The sequence below is a fragment of the Arthrobacter sp. 08Y14 genome, assembly GCF_002929455.1.
Taxonomy (GTDB): Bacteria; Actinomycetota; Actinomycetes; order Actinomycetales; family Micrococcaceae; genus Arthrobacter_B; species Arthrobacter_B sunyaminii.
Map to the genome: position 1 here is coordinate 1163453 of NZ_PJIX01000002.1, position 15440 is coordinate 1178892.

The following is a 15440-nucleotide window of genomic DNA, read 5'->3' on the forward strand; positions in this document are numbered from 1 at the left end:
AACCCCGTAAGCTCAGCTTTATGCCAGTGACTCGCAGCACAGCCGCGCCTAGACACGGGATGCGTGCCGAACCAGCGGATTCCACCACCGTCGAACGCCTCAAAGCCAACATTGGAAAACTATCCACTGCCACGCTGAAGCAGCTGGACGTCTCCCTGCCCTGGTACCGGGGACTGCGCCCGGATGAACGTTCCGCGCTGGGCATGGTGGCCCAGAAGGGCATCGCCTCCTTCGTGAACTGGTACGAGCGTCCGGCCTCCCCGGCCTGGGTCCTCAGCGACGTCTTCGGCACAGCACCCACCGAACTCACCCGTTCCATCAGCCTGCAGAAAGCCCTGCAGCTGATCCGGGTGGTGGTTCAAGTGGTGGAAGACCGGGTGCCCGAGCTGGCCGACGACGACGTCCAGGGGCCGCTGCGTGAAGCCGTCCTGCGCTATTCCCGGGAAGTGGCCTTTGCCGCAGCAGACGTCTACGCACGCGCCGCGGAAACCCGCGGCGCCTGGGACACACGGCTCGAGGCACTCGTGGTGGATGCCATCCTGCGCGGCGAAAGCTCCGATGCACTGCGTTCCCGCATCGCCGCCGTGGGCTGGACCTCCACCGCACGGATCACCGTGATGGTGGGCAGTTCGCCGTCGGACACCAATGCCTCCTTCGTCAACGAGCTGCGGCGGGCCACTGCACGCCTCAGCGAAGACGCCCTCGTGGGAATCCAAGGCGAACGGCTCATCCTGGTGCTGGGCGGCATGGATGAGAGCGCTGGCTCCTATGGCCGGCTCGCGGAACTCTTCGGCCCCGGACCCGTGGTTTACGGGCCTCCCGCGGATTCGCTGGTCGACGCCGGACCGTCGGCACAGGCTGCCTTCGCCGGGCTCACCGCAGCCCGTGCCTGGCCGGCGGCACCGCGCCCGGTGGCGGCTGACGACCTCTGGCCGGAACGGGTCATGTCCGGCGATGACAGCGCCCGCAAGGCCCTGGTCCGGAGCATTTACCGACCACTGCTGAGCGCCTCCAACGGGCTGGCCGAGACACTCTCCGCCTACCTCTCACTGGGGCATTCCCTGGAGGCAACGGCACGTGAACTCTTCGTCCATGCCAACACGGTCAGGTACCGGCTGCGGCGGGTCTGTGATGTCACCGGATGGGATCCGATGCTGCCGCGTGAAGCTTTTGTGCTGCAGACGGCCCTGGTGGTGGGCCGCCTCGCGCCGCCGGGCAAAGCCGTTCCCGAGCGTTCCGCCAGCCGCTCCTGAGCCGGTTGCATGCGCTCAACCACCTTGTAGACTTCCTACAACACCGCACCGGGAGCTTGGTCTACGCAAACACCCGGGATCTGACCGTCTCTTTGGAAAGCTTGATACGTGCTCGCAATTGTCTGCCCCGGCCAGGGGTCCCAAACGCCAGGTTTCCTTTCTCCGTGGCTTGAACTGCCCGGAGTTCGGGAACACCTCGAATCCCTCAGCGCCATCGCCGGTCTGGATCTGATCGCTCACGGCACCGTCTCTGATGAGGAAACCATCAAGGACACCGCAGTGGCCCAGCCCCTGATCGTTGCCGCCGGACTGATGGCGGCGCGGCTCCTCGTGGAACCGAAGGCACTCACCGCTTCCACCGTCGTCGCGGGGCACTCCGTCGGTGAGATCACGGCTTCGGCCCTCGCCGGCGCACTGACCGAACCCGACGCCCTGATTTTCGTCCGCGAACGCGCCAACGCCATGGCCCGCGCCGCCGCGGAAACTCCCACCGGCATGAGTGCAGTGCTTGGCGGAGACCCCGAGGAAGTTGCCGCTGCGCTTGCCGCTGCCGGCCTCACCGCGGCCAATGCCAACGGCGGCGGACAGACCGTGGCAGCGGGAACCCTGGAACAGCTGGCCGCTTTTGCCGCAGCACCCCCGGCCAAGGCCCGCGTCATCCCGCTGAAGGTTGCCGGCGCCTTCCACACCTCCCACATGGCCCCGGCGGTCAGCGTGCTGGAGAACCTCCGCCCGCAGCTGCGCCCGGCCGCTCCCCTGCCCACGCTGCTCTCCAACTACGACGGCGCCGCCGTGGTGTCCGGCGAAGCCAACCTGGACAGCCTCATCAGCCAGGTCTCCCGCCCGGTCCGCTGGGACGTGTGCATGGAGTCCATGGCAGCCATGGGTGTCACCGGCATGCTGGAACTGCCGCCGGCGGGAACCCTTACCGGCCTGGCCCGCCGCGGGCTCAAGGGCATGCCCACCCTGGCCCTGAAGTCCCCCGAAGACCTCGACGCCGCTCGGGAGTTCATCGCTGAACATTCCGGTACGGCCGCCGCAGTAGCAGCAGCAGCAACCACCACCGGAGAAGGTAACGCGTGAGCACGCCCACCCTGAAGCAGTCCCCCGTCCACCAGTTCAGCCGGATTCACGGCATTGGCGCTTTCCGTCCCGACGTCATCGTGAGCAACGAAGACGTCTGCCAGTGGATTGATTCCTCCGATGAGTGGATCCGTCAGCGCACGGGCATCATCACCCGGCACCGTGCAGACAAGGGCACTTCAGTGGTGGACATGGCGGAAGCTGCCGGCCGTGACGCCCTGCAGAGCGCAGGTATCGACGGCTCGCAGCTTGGCGCAGTCATCGTCTCCACCGTGACCCACCCGTACGCCACTCCGTCAGCCGCAGCCGAGATCGCGCATCTGCTCGGCGCCGCCCCCGCTCCGGCCTACGACGTATCGGCCGCCTGCGCGGGTTACTGCTACGGCGTGGCCCAGGCTGACGCCCTGGTGCGCTCCGGTGCAGCAGAGTACGTGCTGGTCATTGGCGTGGAGAAGCTCTCCGATTTCATCGACAACACCGAGCGCACTATCTCCTTCCTGCTCGGTGACGGCGCAGGCGCCGTCGTCGTCGGTCCGTCAGATTCTGCGGGCATCGGCCCGTCCGTCTGGGGCTCGGACGGCAGCAAGTCCACCACCATCGGCATGACGCATTCCATGCTGGACATCCGCGAACTGTCCCTCGCCGCCGAAGCGGCCGGCGACACCGTTGATGCGGCCGACGTCGCCGAGCGCGACACCAAGCTGTGGCCCACTCTGCGCCAGGACGGCCAGAGCGTGTTCCGCTGGGCTGTCTGGGAAATGGCGAAGGTAGCCCAGCGCGCCCTCGACGCCGCCGGTGTCACCGCCGAGGATCTCGGGGCCTTCGTCCCGCACCAGGCCAACATGCGCATCATCGACGAAATGGCCAAGCAGCTAAAGCTTCCCGAGTCCGTGATCATTGCCCGCGACATCGCCGACGCCGGCAACACGTCCGCGGCCTCGATCCCGCTGGCGACGCACCGGCTGCTGCAGGAAAACCCTGAGCTCAGCGGCAAGCTGTCCCTCCAGATCGGCTTCGGAGCAGGCCTGGTCTTCGGCGCACAGGTTATCGTTCTTCCGTAACCCGTCCGCCCCCATTCACCACACCGCTCCGCGGTTGGACCACCCCGCCGGTTCCTGCCGGCATCACGAGAAAAAGGAGCCAACATGGCTAGCAACGAAGAAATCCTGGCCGGCCTCGCCGAGATCGTCAACGAGGAAACCGGTCTGGCCCCCGAGTCCGTCGAACTGGACAAGTCCTTCACCGATGACCTGGACATCGACTCCATCTCGATGATGACGATCGTCGTCAACGCCGAAGAGAAGTTCGGCGTGCGCATCCCGGACGAAGAGGTCAAGAACCTGAAGACCGTCGGCGACGCCGTGGACTTCATTTCCAAAGCCCAGGCCTAATCCGCCGGCGGCCGCTGCCCATCCCGGCGGCGGCCGCCGCGTCAGCGCATGAACCTGAAGCTACACCAACGTTTTCGAGAGAGTGAATCATGGCCCGCAAAGTAGTCATCACCGGTCTGGGCGCCACTACGCCCATCGGCGGAGATGTTCCCACCATGTGGAAGAACGCCCTCAAAGGTGTCCCCGGCGCCCGTACCCTCGAGGACGATTGGGTAGCCCAGTACAGCCTTCCCGTAACCTTCGCCGCGCGTGTTTCCACCCCGGCCACTGACATCCTCTCCCGCGTTGAAGCCAAGCGCATGGACCCGTCCACCCAGTTTGCCGTGGTTTCCGCCCGGGAAGCATGGGCCGACTCCGGCATCGAGGACGTAGACCATGACCGTCTCGCGGTCTCCTTCGCCACGGGCATCGGCGGCGTGTGGACCCTGCTCGATGCCTGGGACACCCTCCGTGAAAAGGGCCCCCGCCGGGTCCTCCCCATGACCGTTCCCATGCTGATGCCCAACGGCCCCGCCGCCGCCGTCAGCTTGGACCTGGGGGCCCGCGCCGGCGCCCATACCCCGGTGTCCGCCTGCGCCTCAGGCACTGAAGCCCTGCACCAGGGACTGGAACTGATCCGTTCCGGCAAGGCCGACGTCGTTGTCTGCGGCGGTGCCGAAGCTGCCATCCACCCCATGCCGATGGCGGCGTTCGCCTCGATGCAGGCCCTTTCCAAGCGCAATGATGATCCCGAACGCGCATCCCGCCCGTATGACAAGGACCGCGACGGTTTTGTCATGGGCGAGGGCGCCGGCGCGCTGGTACTTGAAGCCGAGGAACACGCCCTGGCCCGCGGCGCCAGGATCTATGCCGAGCTTGCCGGCACGGCCGTCACCGCCGACGCTTACCACATCACCGCTCCCGACCCCGAGGGCCTGGGCGCCACCCGCGCCCTGAAAGCGGCTCTCTACGACGCGCGGGCACAGGCCGAGGACGTAGTCCATGTCAACGCGCACGCCACCTCCACACCGGTGGGTGACAAGCCTGAGTACACGGCGCTGAAGGCCGCACTGGGGTCCCACGTGGACAACGTTGCGGTGTCCGCAACCAAGTCACAGACAGGCCACCTGCTGGGCGCGTCCGGCGCCGTGGAAGCGGTCATGACCGCGATGGCCGTTTATGACCGCCAGGCACCGGCCACCATCAACCTTGATAACCAGGATCCGGAGATCCCGCTCGACGTCGTCACATCGGCCCGGACCCTGCCCGGCGGCGACATTGTGGTCCTGAGCAATTCGTTTGGTTTCGGCGGGCATAACGCCGTTATCGCCCTGCGCAGCTACTGAGGCTACCTGCTGGCAGCTCATTACCGACGCAGAAGAGGGAGGACCAACAGGTCCTCCCTCTTCTGCGTTTATGTACAGCTTCTATGTTTATGTACGGCCCAGCGTTTATGTGCGGCCAGCCTGTAACCCGGGCAGTTATCCGACCTGGTGAAGCCAGCGGACATTGGCTCCGTCACCTGCATACCGGAAGGGTTCAAGCTCGTCATCCCATGCTTCGCCCAAGGCCAGGGACAGCTCATGATAAACAGCTGAGGGGTCACCGGCCCCGTTCTCGTAGGCGTACCGGATCCGGTCTTCCGACACCATGATGTTGCCGTGGACGTCAGTGGCGGCGTGGAATATGCCCAGTTCGGGAGTGTGGCACCAGCGGCTGCCGTCAGCTCCGGGACTCTGGTCCTCGGTGACTTCATAACGGAGGTGGGCCCAGCCGCGCAGCGCGGAAGCCAGAAGGGATCCCGTTCCCTGCGGACCGGTCCATTCCAATTCGGTCCGCAGCATCCCGGGAGCAGCCGGCTGAGGGGTCCACTTTAGATCCGTTCGCTTTTCCACGACGGATCCGATAGCCCACTCGATATGGGGGCACAACGCAGACGGGGCGGAGTGTATGAATAACACGCCGTGGGCCATCACAACAGACATTCCATCCTCCATAGCTGTAGGTACGTCTTCCCCAACGACCTTCAACCTGAGTGAAATCCTTGTGTTGCTTGTCTGACCCCAGTACGAACTGCGCCTAATAAACCCTGCTGATGCCTTTCGATTGGACGAGACTCTCGTGATTCTCTGAGACTTTCGTTCGATGTGAACTTAGCCTTATTGTGCCGCAAGTTATCCATTTGCGCCAATAAACGGTGAAGCCCTTTCGGCACCTTCCATTCTGCGCTCAGGCCCGGGGATGGGCCTGCTGGTAGCTCGCGCGCAAGCGGTCCACGGACACGTGCGTATACAGCTGCGTCGTGGCCAGGGAGGAGTGTCCAAGGATTTCCTGCACGGCTCTCAGATCCGCACCGCCGTCGAGCAGATGAGTTGCGGCTGAGTGCCGCAGCGCGTGCGGTCCGGTGGCGCCGGTGTCTCCCAGTGCTTCAAAGAGTCCGGAGACGACCGAGCGGACCTGCCGCTGGTCGACCCGCCTGCCGCGTTGGCCCAGGAACAGAGCCGGACCGCTTTCGGCAGTTGCCAGTGCCGGCCGGCCGCGGCGCAGCCAGGCGTCTACGGCTGCAGCTGCGGGCTGTCCGTACGGAACGGTCCGCTCCTTGTTTCCCTTGCCGATCACCGTCAGCGTACGGCGTTCCGGATTCAGGTCGTCGATGTCCAATCCGGTTAGCTCCCCCACCCGGATCCCGGTGGCATAAAGCAGCTCCACGACAGCATGGTTCCGGACTGCGACGGGGTCTCCTTCAGCGGCGGCTGCCGCGAGCGTGTCAAAGAGGGCCCCGACCTGTCCGGCGCGCAGCACTGCGGGCAGGGTCTTGTCGCGCTTCGGTGCACGGAGCCGGAGCGCCGGGTCCGCACTGATAAGCTCCTCGCGGAGGGCCCACCCGGTAAAGCTGCGCGCAGTGGCGGCCCGGCGGGCCAGCGTAGACCGGGCCAGACCAGCCGCACTGAGCGCACCCAACCAACCGCGCAGGACGCCCAGATCGAGGCCTTCCAGAGTCCGCACTCCCCCGGCCAGCGCATAGTTCAACAGCTGGGCAACGTCGCCCTCATATGCCCGGACAGTGTGCTCGGACCGGCCGCGTTCGCTGGTCAGGTAGCGGCTGAACCGGCGCAGGGCCCGGCTGAACTCTCCCGGCCAGGCAGGGGTCTCGGCGCGGGATTCTTCGCTCGCCTCTTTATTCACCCCTTTACTGTCCCCGCATCGCTGTCTGTCCTCAAGCAGGCACACCGGCGGCGGACTGATCTACCTCCGTCATGGCGGCGAGTTGAAGGGCATTACCCTGCGGATCCGGCATCTTCCACGTCCCGGCACTGCTTCGCCAGGCGGGGCCACGATGGGACAGCACCGTGTCCACCACACTGTTCGCTGACCTTGTTCGCTGAGGCGGCGCCGGGACATGACAAGGTACCATCGGCATATTTGCCGCCCGCACTAGGAGTAGAGATGTCCGTAAGAAGTGAATTTCTCACCGATGACGAAAGCGACGAGTTTGAGCGTATCGATAAGGTCAAGCCGCGTCGGGACGATGTCATATGTACGTGGGTCGTTTTCACCGTCTGGCTGGTCCTTACGTGCGGGTCCATGATTCTGTTTGCGTATTATGATGCCACGGGTGATGATCTTCAATCTACGTTCATCATACTGACGGTCATCTTTATGCTTCTTATTCCTATTCCGATCTTGATGGCCAGGCGGGTCGATACCAGGGCGAAAGAAGCCCGCGATGAACGGGTGGCCGCATTCAAGAAGCGCATACGATATGAGCGACGACTAAGGCCGGCTTATTCAGGTGCTGACACTTCGCCATCACGGCGTCAGATGCAGCATGAGTGGTATGGAGATAACCCCCAGCTCGGTTGGCAGGATCGCGAACGGGCCGAGATGTTCGGCCTCGATGTAGAAACGTACAAGAGCAATATGCTTGAAAATGATCGAGACTAAAGTCGAGTCAACAGAGGACGCGGAAACATTCAGGAGACTAAGCCCATGAACGTAAAACCGGGCCGCTGGAAGTATAGGACGATGAAACACGAGGGCCCTTTGCCCCATGTTGCGCCAGCCCTCGAAGGAATGTTGGACGCTTGGGCTGATATAGCCCCAGGTCAATCGATATATCGAATGACGGTTGTCGACGGTGACGAGGCTCTTCTTCTTACTGCTGAGCTGATTCCACTACTGGATAAATGGGGAGCTCACTACCTGCAACTTATCCGCAACTGGAGCGTCTGGGTAAATCTGGAAGACCCGAACGACCCTGAAGAGGGCGGGAGTCTCCATGAATTTGGACCGGTCCGGTACAGGGAAGTCATGTATCGCGACATGGGCACTTATGATCCTCGTAATGTCGATACCACCCGAGAGTTTCTTGACGACCATCCCGCACCGCTAAACCCCGAAGATGACTTCTTGTCTGATTCATATTTCTAGCCGGGAACCGGGTGAGCAGATGAAGCTGGAATAGAGACCTAAGCAGGCTCGTCCAATACTTTCAAGTGTCCGCCGCTCGCAGACGGGTTGGTGGATAAAAATCCGGTCGAGACGGTTTCCCGCCCGAACATCGACGCGGACCACAGCGCCACGCAGGGACTCACCCGAGACCAAGCGAAGGTGCTGCTGGCAGTAGCTCAGGATGAAAGCCCCCGATCGCAAGCCCTAGTCAGTCTGCTCCTGTTTACTGGCATCCGTGTCAGCGAAGCGCTGAACGCCAGCACCGCCGACTACGGGTACGACGCTGGGCACCGAACCCTCACCATCCACCGCAAAGGCGGGAAGGGAGCTAAGGTCGCGGTACCCGCTCCCGCCATCGCTGCATTGAACGCCTACCTCAACACGACCGGTGTCGAGCTGGCGACTGGGGCAGGCGGGAGCCTGCCCATTTTCACGACAGCAACCGGCAAGCCATGGAACCGATCGGAAGTCTTCCGCACCATTCAGCGGCTGGCCCGCGAGGCGGGCATACAGGGACAGATCAGCCCACACAGCCTACGGCACACGTTTGCCACGATCGCCCTGGACAGCGCTACTACCCTGCACGATCTTCAGGACAGCGCTTCCGTACTCGATCGAAGACGCTTTGGACGAAGACAAACAGATGCGCACTGTCTACGTGTTCCGCCTCAAGCCGGTAGGAAGCCCTCTTCGCCGGCCGCAAGACTTCAGCGACTCCCCCACTCCCCCCAAGCATGAGGGAACAGCAAAAAAGGTGCCTCTGGAAAACCACACTGTTTCCAAGTTCAGCACTCCTGCCTCCACTCCAGAAATTGCAGAAAAGCGCGAACAGGCACTAGTCGAAAAGTTCTCCGTTGAATTAACCAGACGTGACCACCAGTTATCCCGATGGATGATTACTCCGCCTGCCTCCGTCTGTCCTCTATACAGCGACATATTCGATGAGACTACTGGAGTGCTATACGAGGCAAAGGCAGAGGCTACAAGAAACAATATTCGGATGGGACTGGGCCAGTTGCTTGACTACAAGCGATACACACCGAAATCTGTCAAGGAGTTTTCCCTTCTGCTGCCCACAGAACCGCATGCAGATCTCCAGGACCTGCTTATAAGTCAGGGATTTGGGGCGGTATGGCCTGACCCGAGAGAGGGCGTGTTTGTCCGCCTTACATCTAATGGCGTCGAGCGCTTTTAGAGGCGAGTGCCTCAGCCAGGCGCTCTAGCGCTCCGGTCATGTTGCCGGGCGTACCGCTAGTCCAGACCCAGAAGACACCTTCAGTGACAAGGCCTTCCTGCCTGACGGTTTGCTATGCCCCTCAGGCATCCAAGTCCCAAAAGGTCGGAGTCTCAATTCCGGTGGTTATGAGGGTCCTCGGGCGTCGCTCCTGTGACCAGTCGAAGTTGGCGTGGGCAATGCTGGGTCCTGCACGCTTCACCTTCCTGATCATCCGCTGATCGTTGTCCGAAACGGGAATGGTTGCGGAGATGACTACTAGGACTTCCCCGTTGACCAGCTTGAAACCACCGATTACGGAAAGAGCACCCTCCTTGGACAAACCTTCAGTGAGGTCGAATTCACCTCGCCCTGGGGCAACCATGAAGAATCTGATCTCAGTCGCGTAGCCCGTGGGTGGCGCCGGGACCCATGTCACACCGTCCAGCTTCGCATCTCCCGGACGCAGTTCACTTGCCGGCACAAGAATACGCATGCAATCAGTCCAACCACTTTTGGACCCTTTCTCGCGTACCCACCTATGCAAGATCCTGCCTTCCTGAGCCTCAGGACTGTGGACCGAAAGCTCCGGGAGGTTTAGGGTCCGAGCATCCATTCCGATGAGTTGATGTCGGAAATCACCGGATTCGTGGAGACTGATCTTATGCAGCGAAGCGCTGGTGCGGAGGACAATGTAGACATCGCTAGATGTCCGGTTGGCAAAGACACTCCATGCGGAGGAGTGACTGTCTGGGTCTCCAACGCAGAAGCGGAGAGGCTTCTTCTTATTGGCAAAAGCGAAGATATGCCCCGTACGAACCATTCCATCCACACGGATCTGCAACCCTGCTCGACTCGAATAGGTTCCGGAATTCACCACTGCGGCCACCTGCTGCCTTGATGTAACCATTTCGAACTCATGGCGCATCATTCAGTACTCATTCATTTCAACAATGCCTCATTCTTTAACCGAAAGGTTCCTGCCGGTACGGCTTGGCTGCTCTCCGAACGTCCGACAGTGCTGGGTATCGACCGAGCCGGGCTAGTCACCGAATGGGGTACACCAGGTGATGCGTTCTCCAGGAACCAGATCGTGGCCGAAGGCAGGTTCAGCTTGAATGTTATCGCCCCTCAGGCCGTTGCAAAGATCGCTCTGCTACCTGCAGGCTAACCAGGGCCGGCGCGCCGCCCGATATCAGGTGACCGAATTCGGGCGGCGCTGCTGTCCAAACCCCACGGGGTAGGGGCGTTCAGATCGCAAAGTGGTAACCAGGTAGGTGGCTCCCCCGTTACAGCCTCCTCCCTCCCCCTAAATAGTTTTCACACCCATCTGCAAAGGAGGCATGTCCATGGAACGCATGCGGAGTGCTCTGGAAACGAACCTCGCCGCCAGCGCCCAAGTCCTAGATGACCGGCATGCCGCACACACAGAACTCTGCAGACTCTTGGCGGACCAAATGGACTCGGCTGGTCCCAACCCAAGCACCAGGCTCTCAGCTGCCTACCTGTCAGGATTGAAAGACCTCGCGCGCCTTCAAAGCAATACTGTTCCCGTCAAGAAAACCGGCAAACTGGTGGCTCTACGTGCGGAGCGTTGAGCTCCTACGGTAAGACTGACCGAGGCTCTCTAAATGAAGTCGCCGGCACCGATCTTCTACAACATTTCCTGAAGATCGAGCAGGATGCGGAATTCGCTTGAGCTGTCTATGTCGAGCTTGTTCATCAGTTTCATTACACCTTCGGCTACAGATTCCGGAGATACATTCAGCATGGTCCCCATTTTTTCAAAGGTATGCCCCTCTGCGGCCAACTCCATTAGCACCTTCTCCCTGGGTGAGAGGTTATTAATTTTTTCAAGGGTCTTTTCGTATTCCTTCTTCTTCACCCATCTTGCGAGGTTCTCAGAGGTTTTAGCGCGTTCCGTAGTCCTACTGCGGCCTTCCAGATTCGTCAACCGCGTCGATACTTCCTCAAGGACATCGGCAAGAGCCTTAGCCTGACTGTTGCCTCCGAGTTCCCGCCGCAGCGTGTCAAACGAGTCGAAACTGGAGAGTGGAGTGATGAGGTCTTCCGGTGACTTCATGGCAGACACCGAAGAGGCCCTAAGCTTCCTGATCGCTGAATCTACAGATGACGGATCAGTGAGATCGTATGAGATAGTGCGTTGGTCCGTTAGGTCAAAGGGGATCGACTGCCCGTCTGTTATCAGGTGGACCACCGGCTTCCGATATCCGTGCGCCACGGCCAACTCGTAAAATACGTTGGGATTATGGTCTGTGAGGTCGGCGATAATCAGGTCTGATTCAACAATGCTCCTTATAACATGATGACCAATCGAGTCCGGACTGTCACCATCATCAGCCCGACTAACATTCCATTCCGAAGAATCAAACGCTTTCTTGAAAATATAGTTTAGCGCCAGATTAGCCTTCTTATTAATCTCACTGTTAGGGCTACCAATCGGCGATATAACAAATACCGATTTGCGTGCGACAGCGCTTGGATGGGCTTCAATTTCACCCATTGTCTTTTCCGTATCCATACTAAGAATCTACACTCCCCGCCCTCCTGTTTGGTACTGCGCTTCGGAACCAGGAACCCCTTGACACTGTGCACAAGTTTCGTGAGTCACGACATACGCGGCGCGGGTCAGACCGTAGATCCTCCAGAACTGGACATTCCGATTTTCCCCCGCTAGTCCGAACCTCTGGAAGACATACCGGAATCCCCTTGAACCAGGCATTCCCCCAGCACCAACCTCCCGATGAGGGGCATTCCTTAAGCCGTGACGCTTCTGGATTTTTGGTCAGTTGGGCGTGGCGTACCTCATTCGTCAGTAGCGGAAACTCCGTATTCCACGATGATCTCGCGGTCGAGGGTGGAGAGCTCCTCAGGATAATCCTCCGGGAACGTAGGCGGGTTCTGTTGGGTGGGCCGGTTGCTGTATCTCGGGGCTCCGGCCTGGGCGAGTTCTCGGTTCAAAGCAACGATGCCCTCTGGGGTCCATACGCGAGCTGCGCGCAGCTTGCCGTCCCCGAACGCAATGCCGATTTCCTGGGCGCTTTCCGGTTCTGTATAGGCTATGGCCGAAGTCCAGGACAAGTACGCTGCGCGGGTCAACCCGGTCACACGCTGTGCGGCTGAGTTGCTGAGTCTGGCATGGTCCGGTTGCCACGTTCGGACCAGTTCCAGAAACCAGCGCGCTGCTTCGGACGGAGTGCCGAGAGGGAAATCATCTGCCAACTCCAAGTGAATCTCGTTGCGCCGTTCCATGCTTGATGCTGTGGAGCCGCTTAGCGTCGCCAGCGTCTTGGCGTTCCTGTCGGAGCTGGCGCGAAGGAGGATGTGAAATCCCATCCACGGGGGAAGGTCCATCCATCCCTCATCGGTACGGGGGTTAAGGAATTCGGCCAGCGCCTCTGCGCCGGTTGGCACCAACTCGAAATTAACGTCGTGGCTGTTCCTGTCAGCGGTGTCCCGGTACCAGCTCATCCCCGTCCGGTCAGACAGCATGGACAGCGTGGATGCCAGACGCCCGGCGAGAACCGACGGGGTTTCCCTCCTGCCGGCCCAGTTGAGATTGATGTAGGCGTCGCTTCTGTCAGCTCCGAATATTTCCTCAACGGATCTCATGATGGTCAACCTATCTCCCTACCGGCATTGGTACCCAATTCACAACGAGCTTCCCATCTTCGAGCAGTTCCTGTGCGAGGGGATTCTTGCTGGCGGCTTTCAGAAAAGCGTCTCTCATTGATTCCTCGGAGAAGTTCCATTCCAGCCTGGCATTAGGGATGTTCTGGATGGCGGTAGCTTGCTTGCGGAACTGACCGTGTTCGCCCTGGAACCACTCAAAAAGCTGGTCGTCCAATCGTCCTGGAATGTTCGCCATAAACGCGTAGTGGTCTTTCGCTTCCTGGAACACATATGCCGGGGGAGGTCCAGGCTCGGTGAGGTAACCGTCGAACTTTACCTGCCCTGTAGGCGTCAAATCTGTCTTCTCCACTGGGACGACATACTCAAGCCATTTACCGTCACGGCCTTTTACCCCGGTGACAAATTCCTGGTACGGGCCGCCCTTGTCCTGGGCATGTTCAAACCCCCAGGCGCCGCCACCTGCACCTGTTTCTCCCACTTCGGGCTGGAGAGCAGGGTCACGGCCCACATACCCGGGCCGTGGGTCTCTCTGGTCCGGGATCCGGACACCGAACTCCGGTGGACCCGTTGGTGGCCTGTCCTCCGAGCTGCCCGACGATGGGCTTCCAGAGCCAGCGGGGGGCATGGTGCTCTCCCAGACGGGCCGCTTCTCGGTCTCGAAGAACTCCCGTGGTATGCCTGCGAACTCGGGTACGACTTTTGATCCCGCTCCGGCCTCCGCTTCCTTTGGACCGGAGGTGCCGCTCGGCTGACCGCTTTCGTTCTTCTTACCGCCGACATCCTCTCGTTTCCCGGGGGCCAGATGGCCGATCTTGATGGCCTTCGCGACAATGCCGCCCGGGACGACGATGGTGACGATGTCGAAGATGTTCCGGCCCCCGGCCCGGGCGGGATCCGTCTCCCACAGCTCAAGACCAATCGCGTCCTTGCCCATTTCTTTGAGCCTGTCGCGTGCCCCGTCGCCGCGCCCATTGGGCTGGATCGCTAGGACACTGAGAATGCCCAGCTCGAACATCCCCCGCCAGGCGGCTTTTCCGTTCTCGATTCCGCGGAGGAAGGCCATTGATCCGGCGAAGGCCACGGTGTCCTCGACGCCGTCTCCGAAGCCCATGAGCATCCCCTGCAGCATCGTGCCCTGTTTGAACCCGGTGTAGTTCCATTCGGCGTTGTTGCCCCAGGCGTGCAGGTTCGCTTCACCCGCCGCCTCGTAGGCGCCACCGGTGAGGCCGTATGCCGTGTGCCCGGGTGTGGTTTCGCCGTTTTCATCGGAGGCACTGTAGGTTTTGCCGCCCCGGATCCTTCCCAGGGTGTTCGCGCAACTGCGCTGGGAGGCTTCCAGCTCCATGGTCAGGCTGGAGAGGGCGCCCAAGATGCTGTCTTGTTTCTCGGTCAGCCGGCGGGTGCTGTTCCATTCAGGGTCGCCGGCGATCTCTTGAAGGAAGGCCTGGGCCTCGATTTTGACGCCGTGGCGGTATCTGGTTTTGATTTCCGCGGCCTCGTCGGCGTAGGCGTTCACAGCGGCGGCGGCCTCTTCCGCCGCTTCCAGGAGTCCGTCAGCGGCGGTCGTCACGGGAATCATGGCGCGGTAGACGATGTCCTGGCCGGGGGCCGAATAGGTTCCGGGATTCTGCAGCGCGGACCAGATGCGCGAGCTTTCCTCGGCATCCTCCTGGACACTGCGGGCGGCGAACGTGAGGGTGACGGCGTGTTCCCGCAGGGCATCCGTTGCCGGGAACTGCCCTTCAAAGGTGAGCAGATCTATGGCGGCGTTCCCGTCACCGCACTGGCCGATCATTGGACGGCTCCCGGTCCGGGACCGACGCGGACCGGAGCGTTGGGGTCGGCAAGCGGATCATCGCCGATGGATGTCTGGGCTGCCTGCGCGGCGCTGCTGCGCGCCGTATCGCTCATTTCCTGATCCGCGGAAATGAGGATGGTGACCACATCGGTAACGGTGGTGATGTTCTTGACCGTGCGGGCACCGATGATGCGCATGTAGCGCTGCAGGAGATAGGTATTCAGTCCGTTCATCTGCTCGGCGATGGGCCAGGCGTTTGCGGCCTCGCCGATTCCGGCGGTTGCCACCTCCAGCGCCCGCGCCAGGTTGTTGTACGTCTGAGCCTTCGCCGCCACACCAGTGAGGATCGACCCCACAACCGAGGGGGAAACGTCAAAGTCCCCGTCACCGCCGTTGCCGATTGAAAGTGCAGGTGCGGATGGTGCCTGCATATCGAATTTCATCCCCACCCCTGATGACCGCGCTGATGCTGTCTGGTGCCTTATCCAAACGGAGTGCTAAGGGGTGGTCAACAGAGTGAGGCGGAGCTGTGGATAACAGTTAAGATGGCGGAACTTGACAGCGGGGTGGACCGGTGCTCATGCACCATGCGGCAGGCGAAAAGTGAACGACCGAGG

At 61.3% G+C, this 15440-nt stretch carries 16 protein-coding genes; 9 read left to right on the top strand and 7 right to left on the bottom strand.

Going from position 1 to position 15440, the window contains the following annotated elements:
- The first annotated feature begins 59 nt into the window (after window positions 1–59).
- From CXR03_RS11940 to fabF, 5 genes are all read left to right on the top strand, one after another.
- Complete coding sequence (locus CXR03_RS11940) at window positions 60–1253, top strand: CdaR family transcriptional regulator (protein WP_258073610.1); 1194 nt, start codon at window positions 60–62, stop codon at window positions 1251–1253.
- A 108-nt stretch (window positions 1254–1361) separates the two neighbouring features.
- Window positions 1362–2336, top strand: a complete 975-nt coding sequence (locus CXR03_RS11945) for an ACP S-malonyltransferase (protein ID WP_104103936.1) — start codon at window positions 1362–1364, stop codon at window positions 2334–2336.
- Window positions 2333–3397, top strand: a complete 1065-nt coding sequence (locus tag CXR03_RS11950) for a beta-ketoacyl-ACP synthase III (protein WP_104053861.1) — start codon at window positions 2333–2335, stop codon at window positions 3395–3397. Before CXR03_RS11945 ends, CXR03_RS11950 begins: the two co-directional genes overlap by 4 nt.
- 84 nt (window positions 3398–3481) lie before the next feature.
- Window positions 3482–3727 carry an acyl carrier protein gene (locus CXR03_RS11955; RefSeq protein ID WP_104053860.1) on the top strand — a complete coding sequence of 82 codons (246 nt, stop codon included), beginning with the start codon at window positions 3482–3484 and terminating at the stop codon, window positions 3725–3727.
- An 89-nt stretch (window positions 3728–3816) separates the two neighbouring features.
- Window positions 3817–5052: a beta-ketoacyl-ACP synthase II gene (gene fabF, locus CXR03_RS11960; protein ID WP_104053859.1), complete on the top strand. Its 1236-nt coding sequence runs from the start codon at window positions 3817–3819 to the stop codon at window positions 5050–5052.
- A 135-nt stretch (window positions 5053–5187) separates the two neighbouring features.
- Here fabF and CXR03_RS11965 read toward each other — a convergent pair whose 3' ends face one another.
- Entirely contained in the window at window positions 5188–5691 is a 504-nt protein-coding gene (locus CXR03_RS11965) for a DUF3145 domain-containing protein (protein WP_104103937.1), read from the bottom strand.
- A 244-nt stretch (window positions 5692–5935) separates the two neighbouring features.
- A complete protein-coding gene (locus tag CXR03_RS11970; RefSeq protein ID WP_258073630.1) occupies window positions 5936–6823 on the bottom strand; it encodes a tyrosine recombinase XerC in 888 nt (295 codons plus the stop codon).
- A 330-nt stretch (window positions 6824–7153) separates the two neighbouring features.
- Between CXR03_RS11970 and CXR03_RS11975 the strand changes: the two genes are divergently transcribed.
- The 4 genes from CXR03_RS11975 (at window position 7154) to CXR03_RS18155 (ending at window position 9353) form a co-directional block, all read left to right on the top strand.
- Entirely contained in the window at window positions 7154–7651 is a 498-nt protein-coding gene (locus tag CXR03_RS11975) for a hypothetical protein (RefSeq protein ID WP_104103939.1), read from the top strand.
- Window positions 7652–7828: 177 nt separating this feature from the next.
- Entirely contained in the window at window positions 7829–8137 is a 309-nt protein-coding gene (locus CXR03_RS18150) for a hypothetical protein (RefSeq protein ID WP_146070492.1), read from the top strand.
- Between the two features lie 90 nt (window positions 8138–8227).
- Window positions 8228–8896 (top strand): tyrosine-type recombinase/integrase, encoded by a 669-nt coding sequence (locus tag CXR03_RS18830; protein WP_181034567.1) that lies wholly within the window; start codon window positions 8228–8230, stop codon window positions 8894–8896.
- Complete coding sequence (locus CXR03_RS18155; protein ID WP_181034587.1) at window positions 8784–9353, top strand: hypothetical protein; 570 nt, start codon at window positions 8784–8786, stop codon at window positions 9351–9353. The genes CXR03_RS18830 and CXR03_RS18155 overlap by 113 nt, the downstream gene beginning before the upstream one ends.
- A gap of 121 nt (window positions 9354–9474) precedes the next feature.
- On the opposite strand, the gene CXR03_RS11990 is transcribed toward CXR03_RS18155, so the two are convergent.
- The 5 genes from CXR03_RS11990 to CXR03_RS12015 form a co-directional block, all read right to left on the bottom strand.
- On the bottom strand, window positions 9475–10302 hold the full coding sequence (locus CXR03_RS11990; RefSeq protein WP_104103942.1) for a hypothetical protein: 828 nt from the start codon (window positions 10300–10302) through the stop codon (window positions 9475–9477).
- A gap of 723 nt (window positions 10303–11025) precedes the next feature.
- A complete protein-coding gene (locus CXR03_RS12000; RefSeq protein ID WP_104103944.1) occupies window positions 11026–11913 on the bottom strand; it encodes a LuxR C-terminal-related transcriptional regulator in 888 nt (295 codons plus the stop codon).
- 284 nt (window positions 11914–12197) lie between these two features.
- A complete protein-coding gene (locus tag CXR03_RS12005; RefSeq protein ID WP_146070494.1) occupies window positions 12198–13004 on the bottom strand; it encodes a hypothetical protein in 807 nt (268 codons plus the stop codon).
- 10 nt (window positions 13005–13014) lie between these two features.
- Complete coding sequence (locus CXR03_RS12010; protein ID WP_104103946.1) at window positions 13015–14820, bottom strand: hypothetical protein; 1806 nt, start codon at window positions 14818–14820, stop codon at window positions 13015–13017.
- The gene (locus tag CXR03_RS12015) at window positions 14817–15266 is read right to left on the bottom strand and encodes a DUF6507 family protein (protein ID WP_146070495.1); all 450 of its coding nucleotides are present in this window, start codon (window positions 15264–15266) and stop codon (window positions 14817–14819) included. The genes CXR03_RS12010 and CXR03_RS12015 overlap by 4 nt, the downstream gene beginning before the upstream one ends.
- Window positions 15267–15440 lie beyond the last annotated feature (174 nt).

Coding starts and splice junctions, on each gene's coding strand:
- CXR03_RS11965 (WP_104103937.1), bottom strand. CDS start 5,691: ATGTCTGTTGTGATGGCCCACGGCGTGTTATTCATACACTCCGCCCCG.
- CXR03_RS12010 (WP_104103946.1), bottom strand. CDS start 14,820: ATGATCGGCCAGTGCGGTGACGGGAACGCCGCCATAGATCTGCTCACC.
- CXR03_RS11955 (WP_104053860.1), top strand. CDS start 3,482: ATGGCTAGCAACGAAGAAATCCTGGCCGGCCTCGCCGAGATCGTCAAC.
- CXR03_RS12005 (WP_146070494.1), bottom strand. CDS start 13,004: ATGAGATCCGTTGAGGAAATATTCGGAGCTGACAGAAGCGACGCCTAC.
- CXR03_RS11940 (WP_258073610.1), top strand. CDS start 60: ATGCGTGCCGAACCAGCGGATTCCACCACCGTCGAACGCCTCAAAGCC.
- CXR03_RS12000 (WP_104103944.1), bottom strand. CDS start 11,913: ATGGATACGGAAAAGACAATGGGTGAAATTGAAGCCCATCCAAGCGCT.
- CXR03_RS11990 (WP_104103942.1), bottom strand. CDS start 10,302: ATGATGCGCCATGAGTTCGAAATGGTTACATCAAGGCAGCAGGTGGCC.
- CXR03_RS18150 (WP_146070492.1), top strand. CDS start 7,829: ATGACGGTTGTCGACGGTGACGAGGCTCTTCTTCTTACTGCTGAGCTG.
- fabF (WP_104053859.1), top strand. CDS start 3,817: ATGGCCCGCAAAGTAGTCATCACCGGTCTGGGCGCCACTACGCCCATC.
- CXR03_RS12015 (WP_146070495.1), bottom strand. CDS start 15,266: ATGAAATTCGATATGCAGGCACCATCCGCACCTGCACTTTCAATCGGC.
- CXR03_RS11975 (WP_104103939.1), top strand. CDS start 7,154: ATGTCCGTAAGAAGTGAATTTCTCACCGATGACGAAAGCGACGAGTTT.